Origin of the sequence: Shewanella sp. GD04112 (assembly GCF_029835735.1) — a bacterium.
GTDB lineage: Bacteria > Pseudomonadota > Gammaproteobacteria > Enterobacterales > Shewanellaceae > Shewanella.
In genome coordinates this window covers 4630725-4646632 of sequence record NZ_JAOEAL010000001.1, presented here as the reverse complement: position 1 = coordinate 4646632, position 15908 = coordinate 4630725, and the positions used below count along the sequence as shown (strand labels likewise).

Below are 15908 nucleotides of genomic sequence, written 5' to 3'. Positions count from 1 at the left end.
TTGCCCGTAGCTTATTTGACCATAACTACGGGCATTTTTTATGGGTAATGCGAGCTGTTATACTGCAGGATAAACGTTTTATAGAGAGTTTGCTTTGAGCCGCCACTATTGTCCTATTTGCTGTTATCCGATGAATGCGTGCCTCTGTGCCCATGTGCAGCCGATACAGCCGCAATCGCAGCTAGTGATATTGCAGCATCCCTCCGAAGTCGAGCATAAAAAGAATAGCGTCAAGGTATTAAGCCTAGTGATACCCAACACCCAAGTGTATGTGGGGGAGACGGAAGCGGATTTTGCATTATTGCGAGAGCAGTTGATTGGCGGCGGGCGTCCTATCTATCTTGTGTATCCCTCAGAACTGAGTGTAAGTGTTGAAAGCCAGACGATTCCTGCCGATTCTGTGCTGTTATTGATCGATGGCACCTGGCGCAAAGCCTTTAAAATTTTGCAACTCAATCCATGGTTAGCTCAATTGCCAGCGGTCCATTTGGCCGAAGGTTATGCCTCGAGATACAAGATCCGCAAATCGAGCCGCAGTGATAGTTTGTCAACCTTAGAAGCGAGTGCTTATATGCTAAAAGCCCTCGAACCGGATTTAGATGTGTCGCCTTTACTGAATGCCTTCGATGCTATGGTGGAGATGCGCATTCGTTCCATGCCACTTGAGGTGAGGCTGCGTTATCAGGGCGCGGGGTAAGTGTTTTTAAATTCTTACGTTTTTGAGACTCCGTACGAATTAAAATAGTTAAAATCTTATTCAGATCACGCTAACGTAACGTAAAACAAGGTTTAATAGCGGTGATTCATTTGCATTGCAAATGATGAGATAGCTTTGCCAGCCAATTGCTTTGCAGGGGAGTGATTCCATTCTTAATGGTGTGCTGGCAGGGCTATCGACCCAATGAGTCAATTCGTAAAAATCCACCCATAAACCAGTCAATTATCACCGCGTTGCAGCTCAACCTTAAGCGATACACCTTTCGGCTAAAAAGGCTTGAGTAAACTGTTCAACCGAGCTGGGATAACCAAACAAAAAGCCTTGCGCAAAACCTTGCCCCATATGGGTAATGATATCTTTTTGCTGCTGCGTTTCAATGCCTTCTGCCACAAAGTGAATGTCGAGAGCCTGCGCTAATTGCACTATCGCATGGCAAAGCTTTTTTCCCGAAGCATCATGTAAACGCAGGGCAAATTCAGCATCAATTTTGACACTGTCTATCGGTAAGGTTCCTAAACGGCTGAGTGATGAGAGACCTGTGCCAAAGTCGTCAATCGCGATGCCTACACCTAAGGCCTTGATGCGCTCAAGGGTTTGGCGGGCTTGTTCGGGTTGGCGTAAAAGCGCAGACTCGGTGATTTCTAAAATCAGCGCTTCGGCGGGCAGAGCGACCATTTCTAGGGCGCTAATTACTTGACCGACAAAATCCACATGCTCCAGCTGCAAGGGAGACACATTGACCGATACTTTAAAATCAGGCTGATAACTTGCGCGCCATATGGCGGCCTGTTTACAGGCTTGCTCAAGTGCCCATTGCCCAATGGTGATGATGAGCCCGGTTTCCTCGAGTAAAGGGACGAACTCCGCCGCTTCATAATGCTCACTTGGGGATTTTTGCCAGCGCAACAGCGCCTCGGCACCTATGGGCTTATTGGTGTGCAAATCCACAATCGCTTGATAGGCAAGATTGAACTGTTTGAGACTATGGGCATGCCTTAGATTATTGATAAGTTTTAATTTAAGCTCGGCAGCTTGGCTCATCGCTTTATCATAAAAGACTAAGTGTGGCTGGTTTTTCTTAGCGCTGTACATAGCGGTATCGGCCAAGCTAATCAGCTGCCCGGCTTGACCGCTGTGGGTTGGGAACAGCGCGATACCAATACTGGTACCGAGGAAGAACTTTTGCCCTTCGATTTCAAATGGACTGTCGAATAGACTCAGTATTTGCTCGGCAAATAATTGAATTTCTTCCTTACAGCTGCATTCCTGTAGCACTAAGGTAAACTCATCGCCCCCCATACGGGCGATATCGGCCTTCTCTATGCAGCCGGCTTCTAAACGCGCGGCCACCAGTTGCAATACCCTGTCACCCATGGAATGACCAAAGCTGTCATTGATGTTCTTAAAACCATTGAGATCTAAAAACATCAGTGCGCCGAGGGCGGAAGGATCATCCTTCAGTTTGTCGAGGGCGCTATTGAGTATTTGCTTGAGATGATAACGGTTCGGCAGCCCCGTTAGCGTGTCGTACATGGCGCGGGTAGTGAGCTGCGTTTCGAGCAGCTTTTTGGTGCTGATATCGCTGAAAATATTCACATGATACAGGGCATTATCATCGGTTTCTATGCGGCGACTGCTCTGCCATGCGGGAAAGTGACTCCCGTCGGATCGTTGTTTAAGTGTCTCACCGTGCCAAAATCCGCGAAGTTTCATGGCGGCTTGGCAATCGGTTTCTTGCCCTGACGGCAGGATTTTGGCCTCTAAAAACTCAGGGGTTTTACCGATTAATTGTTCGGCACTGTAACCACAGATACGGCACATTGCCTTGTTCACAGCCAAGATGCGATTGTCAGCATCTGTGATGTACACGGCCTCAGCACTCTCTTCGAGCGTGGTCGCCATTATTTCCCGTGGGATATGGGCAAAGCCGTCGGAGATCGACGGTCGAACTTGAGTGCGACGGTTGAGGGCTTGTAGCTCAACGAGTACCACGGCTTGTTGCTGCAAATAACAAGGGTAGAGTCTTACCTTGGTGGGGAGTTCTTTACCCTGTTGGCTTAGGTGAAGCCAGCTAAATTCGACATGATTCCCCGATGCCGCCTCAAGAATCATTTCCCGAGCAAATTCAACGCTATTACGCCCGGAGGATTGGATCCTCGGTGAAAAGTCATAGGGCGTGGTATTCACTAAGGCATCGTATTCTGTGCCAAAGTAATCGAGGGTGGCGTTATTTGCGCTAATAAAGCTAAAGCCTTGGATCAGGGCGAGGGGAGTCTGGTGTGGATCGGCTTGCCAGCATGACAGCTTATCTTGCAATACAGGGTCATCTGTACTGAGTTTATTGAGCAAGTGTTGCCATCTGATCATTTAGGATACTCCCTTGTGACGCAAATTAAGGTCACATCCTACAGCCTAGGTACTTCGTTTATAACGAAATTAATTCAAATAGTACATCATTCCATTGAGGTTAAAAATAAACCTAATCGAGGTTTTGTTTAAATCACAACTAAAAACTGACAGTTTAAGATAGATGATTTTCAGTGTTATACACGAAAATCCTCCTAACTCATCACTACAAAATACGGTTTTATGCTATGTTTTGCCCTGAATGCTCAGTTTGCCGTGCCAATCAGCCGAGGAAGGACTCTAAGGAACATAGGATGCAAAAACTTATCCCCACTATCGTATTAAGTGTCGTTGTCGGTCTGGTATTTCCTACCGCGCAAGCGGCTGAACAACCAAAGCCGCGGCTGACCTTAGAGCAAAGGGCCGATAAGGCGCGCATCGATTCAGAAAGAATCGAGCAAGCGCAGCTTGAAAAGGCCCGCCGAGCCGCCCAAGAGACCTCTGTGCGGGAAGAGAAAATCAGGCAACAGTCCAATCCGCAAGATTGGGAAACCCAGCAAAAGCTCAAGGCTCAAAAGCAGTTCGATGAACGGGAAAGCCGCGAGCAAAAATATCTGCAAGAAGCCAAGGAAGCGGCCGCCAAAGAGCGTAAAATTCCCAAACCTTAATCTTTTTAGTTAAAGGCAATATCCGTCGTTTGCCTTACGATGTCTCTAGGAACCGTCGTTGAACACTTGTCCCCTTTGCCACAGTGCCGATTTAGTGACCTACCACCAAGATAAACGCCGTCGTTACCAACAGTGCCAGCAGTGTGCCCTGGTGAGTGTACCTACCGAATTTTATCTAAGCCCTGAAGCCGAAAAGGCCGAATACGATAAACACGAAAATCACCCGCAGGATCTCGGTTATCAGCAGTTTCTAGACAGAACCCTCGCTCCTTTGTTGGCTCGCGTTTTCCCTTCGGCTGCAGGGCTCGATTTTGGCTGTGGCGAGGGTAAGGCATTAAGTCTGATGGCACAAACACGTGGGTATCGAGTCGAGAACTACGATCTCTATTACGCCAATCACCCCGAATTACTCACGCGGCAATATGATTTCATTACCCTGACAGAGGTCATTGAGCATGTGAGTGATGCCGATGCGTTACTGACCTTATTAAACACCTTGCTCAAGCCCAAGGGTATTTTAGCCGTGATGACCAAGCGAGTGCTCAATCCCACGGCCTTTAGCACTTGGCATTATAAAAATGATCCCACTCATATTAACTTTTACTCCGAAGCTACCTTTCAATGGCTCGCCGAGCATTACGGCTGGCAGCTGGAAATCATCGACAAAGACGTCGTGTTTTTGCATAAAGCCCACTAATGCGCTTGGGGCTTTTGCTGCCGCAGATAAGTTGGGATCTGTAAGTTATCTAAATCGAACTTGGATGGTGCGGGGTCGGCGATTGGTATCGCCTGACACTTAATAAAATCATGCACATTGATATAGTTGTCATTAACTGCTTGGATAGGATCTTGAATTTCCGGCTGCGCGAATCCAATCCCCGTTGCTATCACCATGATTTCGAGCTCCGATTCGAGGTCAGGGTCGATAGTGAGCCCAATAATCACTAGAGCATCCCGCGGTAATTGCTCGTGTACAGTTGCACCGATTTGGTTGTATTGACTGAGCTCTATCGTGTCTTTTGCGACAACACTGACAATTGCCGCTTGTGCTTGATTGAGTTCAATATTATCGAGCAAAGGATGTTGCATGGCGCGTTTAACCGCCGAGATAAGATCCTCATCGCCCTGAAGGCAACTTACGCCCATTGCGGCGCGACCTTGGCGGCTGATGACGGAAATAAAGTCATTTAAATCAATATTGATAAGTCCAGCTTGGCTGATGGTATTGGCGAGCCCCAGTAACACATCCTGTAAAATTTTATTGCTCTCTTTGAAGGCATTGAGCAGGGTCACTTTGGCCCCGAGCACCTCGGCAAGCTTATCGTTGGGGAGAACGATAACGGCATTGGCGCTCTCCAATAATTCCTGCAATCCGGCTTCGGCATTGGCTTTTCTGTGCTGGCCTTCAAAGCTAAAAGGCATGGTCACAACGGCGATAACGGGTTTGGTTAACTCTCGAGCGAGCTTTGCCACCTGCGGTAGCGCGCCCGTACCTGTACCACCGCCTAATCCAGCCGTGAGAAACACTATATCGCTATGCTGCATTTGTTCAGTCAATGCCTGTGCCGATTCAATCGCTGCCGCGCAGCCGACATCGGGCTTGGCGCCTGCGCCTAAGCCTTTCGTCGTTTGTGGACCAATTTGAATACTGTAATGGCTGCTGGTGGCGGCCATTGCTTGGGCATCGGTATTGACGGAAATTAATTCTACGCTGGATGGCAGATTGACTTGGCTGAGTTGATTAATGGTATTACAACCACAACCTCCGACGCCGAATACCGTTAATTTAGGCATGGCGCCAGTGGCGGTTTCATGAATAAGTTCAAACATAGCGACTCTCACTGTTAGCAATGGTAAAGCAAGACTAACCTTGAGTTGCGACTCAGCTTGTCGCATCAATGCGATAAACGGTTTAACGGTATTTCGCCGCCATTTTTTGGCTGAGTGCGGCAAAGTGCTCCCGCAGTTTTACCGGTGCTAGCACTTCCACGGTATCGGCCATTTCCCACAATGCAGCGCGCAGTTTTGGGGAATCAGTGACCTCTGCTACCACATAAAAGCGGCCATCCTCGCGTAATTGCATGGTCTGGTTATCGCTAAACTTGGCTTCGCGCATGATAAAACTCGCCTTATCGGAGAGCAGCAGTTCGAGACGCATCTTCTCGCCACGCGAGCCCTGCGCGGTTTTATTTATATCAAAATCGGCACTCTTAACCGCCGCGCTGGGCAATAGCTGTGCGTTACGCAGTAAGCCTATCGGTTTGTGGTGGCGGCGCTTATCAAAGCTGCCAATGGTAAAGGCGAGTAGCGCCACCCCATCGCGAATTAAAATTCCTTGTGGATTAATGGGGTTGTAATGCAGCCAATGCATTCTGCCATTGATCCATTTTTTGATATCGCAGCGAATTTGTTTCTTATCCAAAATAGCTTGCTGTATGACTTCTAAAGATTGAGGTTGGTGCTGGGGTAGGATAAAGGGGTAAGGCTCGGGAAGCTGTGCGACTCTGCACGCCCAATAGAGCCAAGGATTTTCGGGATCGCTAGCCAGCACCTGATCGGCCCTGTCGAAGTAGGGCTGTAGTTGCTGCAAGCTTTGTGGTGGCATCAACTGACTCGCACTTCGCTTTAAGGTGGTTAATGCCAGCGCCATATGTTGGTCCATAAGCTCTAGGTTCAACCCGCGCCAGCAGGATTCAATCGACCAACCATAGGGCTTATTTCTATCATCGAGGCGTAAGCCAAAGGTGCCCATTTCATACATGGCCTTTAAATCCCTTTGCACTGAACGCTTACTGATATCTTGCGTACGGTTTGCCAGCCGTTCGACTAATTCGTTCACCGAGATTTTACGTGGCGCCCGCGGGATTAAACTCAGTAGTGTCACTTGGCGTTGAAAGTTAGGCTGCATAGTGGATTTTTCGATGTTTAGCGGAATAACAGTATATTAATCAAAGGCTGCGACAAAAGCTGTCGCAGGTTTTGTATGGTGTGTGAAAATCTATCAAAATCCCGACCGACTCACTTTATGCGAGTAATCGCTTTGCCTCGTCTTTTGACTTCAGAAGGCCATCAACAATGGGTTTTCGGCATGTTTTGCAAGCCGCGTGATTTACACTGAGTGCACTAAAACATCCTTGCGCAATGTCTCCTTACTATTAAATCTATTAACAATTTCTCAATGTCCGTGTAGTTTAGATAGCTTATAAAAACAACAATAGGTTATCGCTATGACTGTATCCTCGGTATCGCGCGCTTTATCAACATCCTCTGTAGCCACATCCTTTGCACCTTATGTGAGTTCATTCGGTGTGAGTTCATCAAGATTCACCAAGAGCTTAATCGCCTCAGCTCTAACTTTGAGCTTGCTGGGGGCGGGGTTAAGTTCTGCCTATGCGGCGCAGCTCGATGCGGCTAAGTTAGCGGCGGGTGTGGAGCAAAAGGTGATCGACTGGCGCCGTGATTTGCACCAGCATCCTGAGTTATCTAATCGCGAGTTTCGCACCAGCAAGATTATCGAAAAGCATCTGAAATCCCTCGGGTTAGAAGTACAAACGGGCATCGCTCATACAGGCGTTGTTGCTATCTTGAAAGGCGGAAAGTTAAAGGGCGGTAAACCCGGCCCTTTGATTGCGATCCGCGCGGATATGGATGCTTTGCCCGTGACCGAAGTGGTCGATGTGCCCTTTGCCTCCAAAGCGACGGATACCTATCGCGGTCAAACCGTTGGAGTGATGCATGCCTGCGGTCACGATACCCATGTGGCTATGTTAATGGGCGTGGCCGAGAATTTAGTGAAAGTGAAAGATAGTCTTGCCGGCGATGTGATGTTTATCTTCCAGCCCGCCGAAGAAGGTGCGCCCGATGGCGAAGAGGGCGGCGCGGAATTAATGCTAAAACAAGGGCTGTTTGCCAAGCGTAAACCCGACCAAGTGTTTGGCATGCATGTGACCTCGAGTATGCCAAGCGGCATGATTGGGGTGCGTAGCGGCCCAGCCATGGCGAGTGAAGATTCCTTTACGATCAAAGTGAAAGGCCGCCAAACCCATGGTTCGCGCCCTTGGAATGGCGTCGACCCTATCGTCGCCGCGGCGCAAATTATTACCAATGTGCAAACTATTGTCAGTCGTCAGGTGGATATTACCAAAGCGCCGGCTGTAGTGAGTTTTGGCGCGATAAATGGCGGTATTCGCTCGAATATTATTCCTGATGAAGTCGAGTTGATTGGCACCATCCGCACCTTTGACCAGCCTATGCGTGCCGATATTAAGGTGCGCTTGGCCGAAATCGCCGAATTATCGGCAAAAACCTTAGGCGCCACCGCGACAACCGAAATCCATCAAGGTTATCCCGTAGTGGTGAACAATCCTGAATTGGTCGCCAGTATGCGCCCCGTGCTTGCCAGCGTGGTCGGCGATAAGATGCTGATTGAGCCAGGATTAATCACAGGTGCCGAGGACTTTTCCTTCTATGCCCTAGAGTCTCCTGGGATGTTTTTCTTCCTTGGGGTAACGCCAAAGGGAACAGATCCTGAAACGGCGGCCAGTAACCATTCGCCCGCATTTTATGTGGATGAAAGCGCGTTAAAAGTTGGTGTTGAGGCCATGACTAAGGTTGCCCTTACGGCACTGAAGGCGCAATAAACCGCTTAAGCCTTATTCCGTCAGCTTTTCGGTATAACTTGAGCTTACAAAAAATTGGGCGGGAAGATCTTTTCGCCCTTGATTTGTTAATCAATATGCCCTCTTATGTGAATTTTTACAGCAAGGAGCGAACAAGATGAAGCGCACGCTATCGGCGCTGGTATTGGCGATGGGACTCTTTAATCCCCTAAGCCAAGCACAGGCCACCACGGCAGAAGATATTAAGAGTTTCACGCTAGATAACGGCATGAAAATCATGGTGCTAGAGGACTCTTCTATTCCCAATGCCAACATGTATCTATTTTGGAAAGTCGGTTCCCGTAACGAAGTCCCGGGGATTACCGGTATTTCACACTTTTTCGAACATATGATGTTTAATGGCTCGAAAAAATACGGCCCGAAGATGTTCGACCGCACTATGGAAGCCGCGGGCGGGGCTAACAATGCCTACACCACAGAGGATATGACGGTTTATACCGACTGGTTCCCAGCCAATGCGCTGGAAACCATGTTCGACCTTGAGGCTGACCGTATCGCCAACTTAGATATCAATCCCGCTATGGTGGAAAGCGAACGTGGCGTAGTGCAGTCGGAGCGTTCAACTGGGCTTGAAAACTCTAACTGGAATACCCTTGAAGGCGAAGTTAAAGGCGTGGCCTTTTTAGCGCATCCCTATTCTTGGTCTGTGATTGGTCATGAATCGGATATCGCCGCTTGGACCTTGGAAGATTTAGTGCAATACCATAAGACCTATTACGCGCCAAACAATGCGGTCGTGGTGATTGCGGGTGATGTGAAGCTTGCCCAAGTAAAAGCCTTGGCCGACAAGTACTTTGCGCCTATTCCTGCGCAAACACCGCCAAAGGCCGTGCGTACCGTGGAGCCTGAGCAAAAGGGTGAGCGCCGTACCTTTGTTCAAAAAGCCTCGGTCAGTACGCCTAATGTGATGCTGGCTTACCATATTCCGGCAGCGACTCACGCAGATTTTTATGCGCTGGATTTATTAAGTTCGATTTTAAGCCAAGGCAATAGCTCGCGTTTATATCAAGCGCTGGTGGATAAACAAGTGGCCTTAGAAGCGCAAACCTATATGCCGATGTCGGTCGATCCCAATCTCTTTTACGTCATGGGTGTAGCTACGCCAGAGGTGAAAGCATCGACGCTAGAGCGGGCGCTGATTGAACAAATCGATGCCATTGCGACCCATGGCGTTAGCCAGCAAGAGCTAGATAAAGTTAAAAATATCAAGTTGATGGATTTTTACCGCGCGATGGAAACCATTAATGGTAAGGCCAACACTATCGGCACCTATGAAATGTATTTTGGCAGTTACGACAAGTTATTTAATGCGCCAGAGGCCTATAACAAGGTAACGCCTGCGGATATCCAACGTGTTGCCCAAACCTATTTACGCAAATCGAATCGCACGGTCGCGGTATTGGCGGCAAACGAGGAGAACTCTCAATGAAATCGATAGCAATGAAACTCTCCTTTGTAAAATCATCCTTTGTCAAATCATCTTGGCAACCGACGAAGTTAGTGGTCGCATTGGCCCTAGGCACTAGCTTAGCCTTATCCGGCTGCGCCTCCACCACTGCATCCAAACGCGTCGATACCGGCAGCTTTGCCATGCCAAGTTACGACAAGTTAGTGCTAGATAACGGCCTTACCGTGTATTTAATGCCACAGCGCGAAGTGCCGTTAATCACCCTAAACGCGGTCGTGCGTGCCGGGGCGGTTAACGACACCACAGCAGGTATCGCTCAAATGACCGCTCAAGGTTTACTCCTTGGCGCGGCGGGTAAATCCAAGGCCGAGATTGAGCAACAAGTGGATTTTCTCGGCGCTAGCTTAGGGGCAGAAGCCGATAAAGAAGGCAGTTATCTGGCCGCCGATTTTATGGCGAAAGATACCGATGTGATGCTCGGCCTATTCAGCGCCGCGTTATTAAGCCCCGACTTTGATTCGGCCGAGTTCGATAAGCTTAAACAGCGCGCCATTGCGGGTTTACAGCAGGATAAAGAAAGCCCGCGCGCCGTGATTGGTCGCTACTTCGATAAACTGGTGTTCGGTGCTCATCCTTACGGTAATGCCTCATCGGGTAATCGCGAGTCTCTTGAGCAAGTCACAGTGTCGCAGCTGCGCGCCTTCCATAAGAGCTACTATCAGCCCACCAATACTGCATTAACTGTGGTGGGGGATTTTGATGTGGCGGCGATGAAGGCCAAGCTAACCCAGACTTTTGGCCAGTGGAAAGGCAGCGAAAAACTCGTTCAGCCCGACTTAAACCAAGGTTTACCTAAGTTAACTGAGGCCAAAGTGCTGCTGGTGGATAAGCCAGATGCGATGGAAACTACCTTTGTTATCGGTGGTTTAGGCATTAGCCGTGATAACCCTGACTATGTGGGGCTAACGGTAGTGAATACTATTTTAGGTGGTCGCTTTACCTCTTGGCTGAACGATGAGCTGCGGGTGAATGCGGGGCTAACCTATGGCGCGCGCTCCGGCTTTAGTCCTTATACCGACTCGGGCGTGTTTACCATTAGCACCTTCACTAAGACGGAAACCACTCAACAGGCGATTGATTTAGCCCTGAAAACCTATGCTCGTTTATGGGAAAAAGGCGTCGACCAAGCGACTCTGGATTCGGCTAAAGCCTATGTTAAAGGTCAGTTCCCGCCTAAGTTCGAAACCTCGGGCCAATTGGCAGGACTCTTATCTGGCATGTATCTGTACGGCTTCGATGATAAGTTTATCAATGAGTTCCAAGCTAAAGTGGACGGTTTAACCTTAGAAGAGACTCAAAGGTTAGTGAAAACTTACTTCCCGCAAAAGGACTTACAGTTTGTGCTGATCGGCAACGCCAGCAAGATTGCGCCGATAGCTGCCAAGTATGGCCAAGTACAAACCGTCGATATTAATGCGGTGGGTTTTGGTCAATAACTACTGGCGTTAGTTATTTTGCCCAATAAAAAGGTCTGCAGAGTGCAGACCTTTTGTTTTTCTGTTCTAGGTTCTAGGTTCTAGGTTCTAGGTTCTAGGTTCTAGGTTCTAGGTTCTAGGTTCTAGGTTCTAGGTTCTAGGTTCTAGGTTCTAGGTTCTAGGCGTTATTGCGCACCTGGCTTAGCGTAGTGAGCCATCCAATCTTTCACTTGGTTATACCAATAGATGGAGTTGTTAGGCTTCATAATCCAATGGTTTTCATCGGGGAAATAAATCATCCGCGATTCAACATTACGGGTTTGTAGAGTACGGAATAGCTCAAAACCTTGGCCGACAGGCACACGGTAATCGAGCTGACCATGGCTGACTAAGGTTGGGGTGTTAAAGTTGGCGGCAAAGTAATGGGGTGAAATCGCTTTATACAGCTCAGGATTATCCCAGTAGTTACCAAAGCGGGTGCTGTGGACGGCAAAGTCCGCCGACATTTGTGAATACATGTCGTATACCGCGGCATGGATCAGCAGCGCTTTAAAGGGATGTGGCTGGCCTAAAATAATCGAGGTTAAGTAGCCCCCATAACTGGCGCCGCCGGCGACCATACGATCGCTATCGATCCAGCTTTGTTGCTTAAACCAGTCTGCCGCTTTGAGTACGTCTTCGAGGGATTTGTTTTTCCAATCTGGGTTAATGGCATCGGCAAACTCTTGTCCAAAGCCGCTAGAGCCATGGAAGTTTGGCCACGCGGTAACATAACCCCAAGAGGCAAAGGTTTGCGCATTCCAGCGGTAGTGGAAACCATCGCTAATGGCGTTGTGCGGACCGCCGTGGATTAACATAAACAGCGGATACTTTTTGCTGCGGTCGAACCCGGGAGGATAGTGCACCCACATTTGAATGTCTTGGCCTTGGTAACCTTTGTAGGTGACCGACTCATAGGTGCCTAAATCGACATCCTTTAAAATATCATCGTTAAACTGTTCTAAACGCTCGGTTTTACCATTGCGAGGATTGATGCTGACTAAACGCGCTGGATACAAAAAGCTTTGATTGGTCGCAATCAACTGGCCATCTTTAGCGATAGCAGGTTGGCTAAAGTCGGTAGCTTGGGTGATGGCCTTGGCCTTACCGCTCTTGGCATCGATATGGTAAATACGGTTAGTGGCGGCATCATCAATGCTGGCATAGAACCCCTTGCTGTCGGGTGTCCAGTTGAAGTCAGACACTGAGCGATCCCAATCCGCGGTGAGCGTGGTGAGTTTGCGACTGCTTACATCCAGCAGCATTAGCCTTGCGGTATCGGCATAAAATCCGGTAATTTTTTGGCGAGTAAAGGCCAAGGTTTTACCGTTAGGACTAAAGGATGGATTGAGATCCGGCGCGGGGTTTTCTGGAGTGATGTTTTCAGCCTTGCTGCCGCCTATAGTGGCGAGGAACAAATCTAACTTAGGATCAACCCGATTATCCGAACCATAGGCGCTAAAGGCGATTAAGCTCTCATCGGGGGAGATATCATAGCTTGAACTGCTTTGGCTTGAGCGTGGCAGTTCATGGCCTAAAGGCTGAGTCACGGCTTCAACCGCGCCGCCTGTGGCTGGGATCCTAAATACATGGGCCTGACGGCGCTCATCTAACCAATGATCGAACTGCGAATAGGGCAGTGCATTCCACTGGCGGGCGGAGACTTTATTATCTTTATCTGTCTTGAGCTGGGCCTTCATTTGCTCCCAATTCTGTTCAGGAAAGATATTGCTAATAAAATACAAATGCTTGCCAACCCACTTGATGCCATTGACGCCGGTGGGAATGTCCGTGAGCTTGCTGGCTTCTCCCGGACCATCCATAGGTAGTAGGTAAATTTGGCCCGCGTCATCATCGTTACGTTCGCTGATAAAAGCCAAGGTTTTACCATCTGGCGAAAACACCGGCTCGCTGACTTTTAAGCCTTTGGCGGTAATCGCACGGTTATTTTTACCTTCACCGTCGAAGCGCCACAGTTGGGTTGAACCCTTGTCTTCCTTAAGGTCGTATTCAGTCACAGGCGCAATAATATGCTCGCCCGTGGAGGACACCACTGGGTTACCTATGCGTTTGAGTTGCCAAAGTAATTCGACTGAGAGTGGTTTGCTTGCTTCTGCAAATGCCGTGCTGAAAGGCATGAGTAAGCTAAGCAGTAAAATGCCTGCCTTCTTCACTAGATGTCTCCTTATCATTCAGAGTGTTATCGTTATTTTTCCCGTAAAACATCACAGTATAGAAACTGAGCATGAAATCAAACTGAGTCTATCGGTGGCAAGAGTGACTTTTATGTAAGTAACTGTAACCACTGAGGACATTTTGATGGCAAGGTATGTTGGGTATGGCGCAAAGTGTTATGGCGTATTTGTGGCTAAGGTGTTTTAACGCTAATGTATTGGGAGATCGAAATAGGACTTGAATATGGCGTTAATCATCCCGCAAAAACTGGGCAAGCTATTGATCAAAAATGTATTGATACTCGCCTTGGGCAGCTTGGCTATCTTTCCTGCGCAAGCCGCTAAGGTCAGTTTTAAAGCTTTTTGCCCGCAAATGGTGGGGCAGTGGCAGGGCAATGCTGCTAAGGCAAGTGACACCCCTAGACAAGTGACGGTCAATGGATTTTGTTCCCATGATCAGCGGCAGTTGATCCTCTCCGTAAGTGTAGGAACGCACGCTCCCTACAGCGAGACATGGTGGTTTAGGGAGCAAGGCGAGCAAGTGCTGTTAACCTACTACGACGGTGTCTCGCAGGAAAAGCAGCAAGTCTTTAGTTTATATCAACAAAATGGCGATTATTCCCTGCTGGGCGAGGGAGTCGTGAATGCGCGCGCCGCCTTAATCCAACTGTTATTCGAAGCTAAATCGCCCCAAGGGGCATGGCAGTGGACGCAAAATATCCAATATTTAGACGATGATATAGACCGCTATCAGCTCTTTCGTGGGATAGAAATGACGCCTGTCGCGCCATCTTATTAAGCCGACTAATTTATACCCGAACGGGCAGTTTTGAGTATGTTGTATGATCTTGGCTGGATACCCATAAAATTCACTTCTGAGCGTAGGAGTGACATTCAAAGACAAGTATTTTTAGTTAGTACTTGTTATAAATAATTTTCAGCTTTTCCTTAAGCTCTTTGGCTGGCCGACTTCTGTTGAGCACAAAAATACTAATAAGCAAACTCGGGACATACAAAAATAGAACGGCCCCTGCGAATGCGTTTTTAGCTTCAGGAGATATTGCTACGATAACTAATGTTACTGATAACAAAATACAGCACCACACCATCCTAGAGATGAACCCCTCTACAGTGCGAATGATCTTTGAACTACGTGAATAACAATACAGAGAAAAGCAAAAAATACTCAAAAGTATTAATGCCTTATCTATATTTCCTTCAATAAGACAATAAAGAATAAAACCTGGCATCAATACTGGTATGAAAGTGATTAAGATATAATTTCTCTCAAACGCTCGATTACTCAAATAATACCTCGATGGAAATTAAATCTAGCCACCCATTTTAAATCAACAACATAATGCACTTTCAGTTTGCCTACAACTTGTACGATTTAAAATGGCTTAAACAAGAACCATAAATCGCCGCATGGACAGCATAGGGGTAATAAATTGCGCTAGTTCCTTCTAAAATGGGGTATTTCAAACGAGGTATATCGTCCCATAGTGATTGGGAGTTGCTGAGATAAGACTACTTTCGGAGTGATGTAAGCCGTTGTCAGTTGCAGTGAAATTGCTGGCATATTGTCACAAAGTGTGGTCGTCGAGCCTATAGGGACAACTCTGTTAAATACAACTGCGGCGTGTTACGGGAGAAACAATGACAACTCACACCTAGTGGCAAAGGTATCTGGCTTGGTGTGAATTGAGTTAAAGCAATCTTTCTGCGTGGATGGCTGTGTGATTGGAAAATTGGCTGGTGAAGTCCAGCCTAATCCTCCTGCGTATTAAATTGCGCCTTCAAATCCGAGCTGACGCCAAGCTTCGTAGCTGATAATCGCCACGGCATTGGAGAGATTGAGGCTGCGGCTGGTGGCCGCCATGGGGATGCGTAATCGCTGCTCGGTCGGGATCGACTCGATAATCGACATAGGTAAACCGCGGGTTTCAGGGCCAAATAGCAGCACGTCATCCTTAGCAAAACTGAGTTCAGTATGCGGGCGGCTGCCCTTAGTAGTACAGGCCATAATGCGTTTGCCAGCCATGGCCTCGAGGAAGGCCTCAAAGTTTTTATGGCGAGTCACATTGGTTAAATCGGCATAGTCTAGGCCCGCGCGGCGCAGTTTTTTCTCTTCAAAATCAAATCCAAGTGGCTCAATTAGATGAAGTTGGCTGCCGTTGTTTGCGCAAAGGCGAATTATATTACCCGTGTTGGGTGCGATTTCTGGCTCATAGAGTGCGATATGGAACATGCTTGCCCGCCTATAAAAAATGACGCCCGATTATACGGCAAACAAGGCTTAAGCACAGCTCTGCGTGCGCATATCTACAGCGGCATAAACGCTAGTCCCTTTTCTTTTCTCCCTATTAACCTTATCTCAGCACTTGCCTGTTTTATTCTC

At 48.1% G+C, this 15908-nt stretch carries 12 protein-coding genes; 7 read left to right on the top strand and 5 right to left on the bottom strand.

Features of this window, described 5'->3' with window-relative positions:
- Window positions 1-94 precede the first annotated feature (94 nt).
- A complete protein-coding gene (locus N7386_RS20380; protein ID WP_279770686.1) occupies window positions 95-697 on the top strand; it encodes a DTW domain-containing protein in 603 nt (200 codons plus the stop codon).
- 267 nt (window positions 698-964) lie between these two features.
- On the opposite strand, the gene N7386_RS20375 is transcribed toward N7386_RS20380, so the two are convergent.
- Complete coding sequence (locus tag N7386_RS20375; RefSeq protein ID WP_279770684.1) at window positions 965-3085, bottom strand: EAL domain-containing protein; 2121 nt, start codon at window positions 3083-3085, stop codon at window positions 965-967.
- Window positions 3086-3378: 293 nt separating this feature from the next.
- On the opposite strand from N7386_RS20375, the gene N7386_RS20370 reads away from it, so the two are divergent.
- A complete protein-coding gene (locus tag N7386_RS20370; RefSeq protein WP_279770682.1) occupies window positions 3379-3732 on the top strand; it encodes a hypothetical protein in 354 nt (117 codons plus the stop codon).
- A gap of 58 nt (window positions 3733-3790) precedes the next feature.
- On the top strand, window positions 3791-4429 hold the full coding sequence (locus N7386_RS20365; protein WP_279770680.1) for a class I SAM-dependent methyltransferase: 639 nt from the start codon (window positions 3791-3793) through the stop codon (window positions 4427-4429).
- Here N7386_RS20365 and ftsZ read toward each other — a convergent pair.
- Window positions 4426-5562, bottom strand: a complete 1137-nt coding sequence (gene ftsZ / locus N7386_RS20360) for a cell division protein FtsZ (RefSeq protein ID WP_279770678.1) — start codon at window positions 5560-5562, stop codon at window positions 4426-4428. The two genes, N7386_RS20365 and ftsZ, sit on opposite strands and share 4 nt — an antisense overlap.
- 82 nt (window positions 5563-5644) lie before the next feature.
- Entirely contained in the window at window positions 5645-6640 is a 996-nt protein-coding gene (locus tag N7386_RS20355) for a WYL domain-containing protein (RefSeq protein WP_279770677.1), read from the bottom strand.
- A 319-nt stretch (window positions 6641-6959) separates the two neighbouring features.
- Here N7386_RS20355 and N7386_RS20350 point away from each other — a divergent pair, with 319 nt between their 5' ends.
- From N7386_RS20350 to N7386_RS20340, 3 genes are all read left to right on the top strand, one after another.
- Window positions 6960-8372 (top strand): amidohydrolase, encoded by a 1413-nt coding sequence (locus N7386_RS20350; protein ID WP_279770673.1) that lies wholly within the window; start codon window positions 6960-6962, stop codon window positions 8370-8372.
- Window positions 8373-8508: 136 nt separating this feature from the next.
- On the top strand, window positions 8509-9840 hold the full coding sequence (locus tag N7386_RS20345; RefSeq protein ID WP_037423533.1) for a pitrilysin family protein: 1332 nt from the start codon (window positions 8509-8511) through the stop codon (window positions 9838-9840).
- The gene (locus tag N7386_RS20340) at window positions 9837-11315 is read left to right on the top strand and encodes a pitrilysin family protein (RefSeq protein WP_055647311.1); all 1479 of its coding nucleotides are present in this window, start codon (window positions 9837-9839) and stop codon (window positions 11313-11315) included. The genes N7386_RS20345 and N7386_RS20340 overlap by 4 nt, the downstream gene beginning before the upstream one ends.
- 164 nt (window positions 11316-11479) lie before the next feature.
- Here the strand turns inward: N7386_RS20340 and N7386_RS20335 are convergent, their stop codons facing one another.
- Window positions 11480-13507, bottom strand: a complete 2028-nt coding sequence (locus N7386_RS20335) for a S9 family peptidase (protein ID WP_099457268.1) — start codon at window positions 13505-13507, stop codon at window positions 11480-11482.
- Between the two features lie 244 nt (window positions 13508-13751).
- Here N7386_RS20335 and N7386_RS20330 point away from each other — a divergent pair, with 244 nt between their 5' ends.
- Window positions 13752-14306 (top strand): hypothetical protein, encoded by a 555-nt coding sequence (locus tag N7386_RS20330; protein WP_099457269.1) that lies wholly within the window; start codon window positions 13752-13754, stop codon window positions 14304-14306.
- Window positions 14307-15293: 987 nt separating this feature from the next.
- Here N7386_RS20330 and trmL read toward each other — a convergent pair.
- Window positions 15294-15758, bottom strand: coding sequence for a tRNA (uridine(34)/cytosine(34)/5-carboxymethylaminomethyluridine(34)-2'-O)-methyltransferase TrmL (gene trmL, locus N7386_RS20325; protein ID WP_099457270.1), 465 nt, complete (start codon window positions 15756-15758; stop codon window positions 15294-15296).
- Window positions 15759-15908: the final 150 nt, after the last annotated feature.

Excerpts from the sequence above, each read along its gene's own strand:
- N7386_RS20330 (WP_099457269.1), top strand. The coding sequence starts at position 13,752 with ATGGCGTTAATCATCCCGCAAAAACTGGGCAAGCTATTGATCAAAAAT.
- ftsZ (WP_279770678.1), bottom strand. The coding sequence starts at position 5,562 with ATGTTTGAACTTATTCATGAAACCGCCACTGGCGCCATGCCTAAATTA.
- N7386_RS20375 (WP_279770684.1), bottom strand. The coding sequence starts at position 3,085 with ATGATCAGATGGCAACACTTGCTCAATAAACTCAGTACAGATGACCCT.
- trmL (WP_099457270.1), bottom strand. The coding sequence starts at position 15,758 with ATGTTCCATATCGCACTCTATGAGCCAGAAATCGCACCCAACACGGGT.
- N7386_RS20345 (WP_037423533.1), top strand. The coding sequence starts at position 8,509 with ATGAAGCGCACGCTATCGGCGCTGGTATTGGCGATGGGACTCTTTAAT.
- N7386_RS20350 (WP_279770673.1), top strand. The coding sequence starts at position 6,960 with ATGACTGTATCCTCGGTATCGCGCGCTTTATCAACATCCTCTGTAGCC.
- N7386_RS20340 (WP_055647311.1), top strand. The coding sequence starts at position 9,837 with ATGAAATCGATAGCAATGAAACTCTCCTTTGTAAAATCATCCTTTGTC.
- N7386_RS20355 (WP_279770677.1), bottom strand. The coding sequence starts at position 6,640 with ATGCAGCCTAACTTTCAACGCCAAGTGACACTACTGAGTTTAATCCCG.
- N7386_RS20370 (WP_279770682.1), top strand. The coding sequence starts at position 3,379 with ATGCAAAAACTTATCCCCACTATCGTATTAAGTGTCGTTGTCGGTCTG.